The organism is Phreatobacter oligotrophus (assembly GCF_003046185.1).
Classification (GTDB): Bacteria; Pseudomonadota; Alphaproteobacteria; order Rhizobiales; family Phreatobacteraceae; genus Phreatobacter; species Phreatobacter oligotrophus.
Window position 1 is genome coordinate 1 of the sequence record NZ_PZZL01000052.1, and the last position, 2,955, is coordinate 2,955.

At 54.8% G+C, this 2,955-nt stretch carries 3 protein-coding genes and 1 pseudogene; 1 reads left to right on the forward strand and 3 read right to left on the reverse strand.

The window, feature by feature from the left end; translation table 11 throughout:
* Window positions 1-159 precede the first annotated feature (159 nt).
* Both C8P69_RS24645 and C8P69_RS23695 read right to left on the reverse strand, forming a co-directional pair.
* Entirely contained in the window at window positions 160-393 is a 234-nt protein-coding gene (locus C8P69_RS24645; RefSeq protein WP_108179802.1) for a YodC family protein, read from the reverse strand.
* Window positions 375-827 carry a hypothetical protein gene (locus C8P69_RS23695; RefSeq protein WP_146167455.1) on the reverse strand — a complete coding sequence of 151 codons (453 nt, stop codon included), beginning with the start codon at window positions 825-827 and terminating at the stop codon, window positions 375-377. Before C8P69_RS23695 ends, C8P69_RS24645 begins: the two co-directional genes overlap by 19 nt.
* A gap of 155 nt (window positions 828-982) precedes the next feature.
* On the opposite strand from C8P69_RS23695, the gene C8P69_RS23260 reads away from it, so the two are divergent.
* A complete protein-coding gene (locus tag C8P69_RS23260; RefSeq protein WP_108179803.1) occupies window positions 983-1,192 on the forward strand; it encodes a helix-turn-helix domain-containing protein in 210 nt (69 codons plus the stop codon).
* A gap of 1,680 nt (window positions 1,193-2,872) precedes the next feature.
* Here the strand turns inward: C8P69_RS23260 and C8P69_RS23265 are convergent.
* A pseudogene (locus tag C8P69_RS23265) lies at window positions 2,873-2,955 on the reverse strand (IS5/IS1182 family transposase); the annotation flags it as partial.

The following is a 2,955-nucleotide window of genomic DNA, read 5'->3' on the forward strand; positions in this document are numbered from 1 at the left end:
ATGAGACTCCGTTGCTGGCGAATCGTGATGATCGGAAGTTCGTCTTCTCAGCCAGTTAGAGCGGATGTGGGACTCCGATCAGAGAACGCCTACTAGGCTGTCGAGCGACCGCGCTTATACCAAGTGCCTTGTGGGCGGGTGCAAGCGCACAGTATCACATCAAGATCGCGGTAGGCGAACCGCGTTCGCCCTTACCCCTACTGCTGACGTCCGATCCAGCACCGCCGCAGCGAACGCGCGACATGATGGAGCCCGCCCTGGGCCATGGAACCACAAACAGTAAACCAAGCCATCAGGGTCCACACGCTCCACGGTCATGGGAGGTCCGCCCGATCGCAGCCTCACAAGATCGCCAATTTGAAAGCCGGGTCCAATCAAACCTTCAGAGGCCACTCGCGCACTCCAATGGTATCGGTCCTTATGGGATCAGCAGCTGCAAGCAATGCTGCCTTCAGTGACATCGCGTCCAGTACTAAACGTTGCGCCCGCTTGCGGAGCAACGCCGACCGATCCTGCAACCTGTTAAGCTCCCTTCCACTGTATCCGGCGCCATCCAAAATCCAGCCCAGCAAAAATTCGGATGCCACCACATCATCAGCCAGCCACAGGGCAAAACGATAATCAGCGCGGGATGATGACTGAACGATGTGACATTTAACGCCCCATGCAGCTGCCCACGAGTTCAGCTCCTCGAAAACCTTCAATGACGAACCGGCACAGCCAACGATTCGACCGCGGACGTGAAGCCCAACCTCCAAGCTTAAAGCTGAAACCGAGATTTTGAGCTTCGACCCAGGAAAGCGCTTTGGTGAGACATCCAGGTGCATCGAATGGGACCTTCATAGCCACGAACACCATCGCAATCGGCATAATTTGCCGAAGACCAGCTGTCTGGCTCGCTAGCGTACTGGAGGCGCCGCAATCCGACGTTTGTGGACGATAGTCCGTGGCGCGCTGGGCGACAATCCCATTCCGTCGCCCGATGGACATTCGGAAAGTGGTCGCACGCAATCTCAGACGGGCTAGGAGAAGCGTTGGCTTTTCGCAGGAGGTGTTGGCCGAACGAGCGAAAGTCGATCGGTCTTATGTTTCGCGCATCGAAACAGCGAAAGTGTCTGTCGGGATAGACACGCTGGCGAATCTGGCGCGCGCTCTCGGGGTCCGGCCAATCGATCTGCTCGAAGAACCGTAGGGCACGATCGACGACAAAGCGCCGCGCTAACCGTGCTGCTGCTGTCGTCCCTCCAATCCTGGAGATGAGGCGAACCACCCAAAGCCCCGGCTGAGCAACCCTGACCAGCTCCGCCGGGGCTTTGTGTTCGAGGTCGGAGCCTGAAGGGAACACATCAATCCGCTCCTAAGCGCGGGCTTTATGTAAGATCGCTCCGTGATCGCCATTGACGTATGTTGAAGATGATTGGAGATGGCTGGCAGCAATTCTGCATTGTACCGAAACATATAGCGCGCAAACGACTTTCGCCAAACACGCGGAGTTATGGCCTGCCCATTCAACTCGTCGTCCGAGCACACCTCCCCGACTATCCTAGCTTGCCAACCTCTCATCCAATCAGACAGGATTTCCGATGCAGACGTTATACTATTTGGTTGTAGGAACAGCGCAGTTTGCTTGCCAACGATTCGCCAGCTATGAAAGAGACGGGCGACAACATACACTGCCTCGACAGGTGGGGGCAGATAACTGCTTCCTACTGGCCTCAGCCCGAGAACCCACTCGACCGGCTCCTGAGTCTGTCTACTTTTGTAGACAAAACCGGACAGCAAAAATATCTCAAATAGGCCGTCTGCGCTCAGAGTTACCCTGACGCATCCAAGTTCCTCTGGATCGATAGACTTGTAATGTTCGGTATTCGCACAATATATCAGTCCCGCTAGCTCAGACGGCCTCATCGCAGTTAGGGACTGTATGACAATCGCGGCCGAGGCGATGAGCTCATTTATCTGGTTTCGCACCGCATTGAACAGTCCACAAGATACGTCTATCTCCTTCTCTCGCAGAAACGTTGTCCACCCGGCCTCGGCGAGTATCTCGCTTTCGTTGGTACCGTTGAAGCTCGGACATAGTTCGATAACCCGGTTCCATAGAGTAATTTTGATTTCGCTGGCTTCCGAGGTCAGCACATCGTAAGAGTGGTTCACAATCTTCGCGAAGGCGCGATCCGACATCTCTTGTATTGGCCGCTTCTCCGCTATAGCAAGAGTTTTTGCGATCGATCCGGCCGTGACCCCGGCAAGAGGGTCTTCGCCAGGAAAGGGCAAACCTGCGGCCGCCAAAGCCGATTTTGCATTGTAGATAATATGCACTATTCGCACATACCCTAGCACAGCGGACTCGACCTTGGGGCGCCTGCGACTTCGTAAGTCTCCCCCTACAACGTCGGTTTCGTCAATCATCCATTCAGCAATGTAATTAATGTATTTTTGCGCCAGGTCGGCATTAAGTTGGGAGAAGTCATAATGGCCCCGACCAGTTAGCCACCTTAAGAAGGCGAATAGTTTTCCTTCAATTATCTTTACAACGTTGTACTTGGGCGTTTTGCCAGTCGACGGCTCATAAAGCCAACACCATACAACCCGGCGACATGCATCGAGGAGTAGTTCATTCGGTTTATCCGTTAACAAAGTTTCGTCCGCAAGGCGGCACCGCCAATCCACTCGATAGGACGCCGATGCTAGCCCGGGAGTTTCCCGAGGAAATTCCCAGCGCTCTGCGAACCATGTGCATCCCCCGGGCAGCGTGACAGTTGCGAGCTTCTCGTTGGACCAATTGTGATAGTCGATCAAAAACGCGCGGCTAGTCATAGAGCAGCTCCAACATAACCGGCGTCCTTACATTTCGTATTAGGGTCCGGACTCATAACCAGTAGGAGACGATGGCAGCGATGTGGACGGCGGCGAGGAAATTGACCGCCAATCTGTCGTACCGGGTCGCGACGC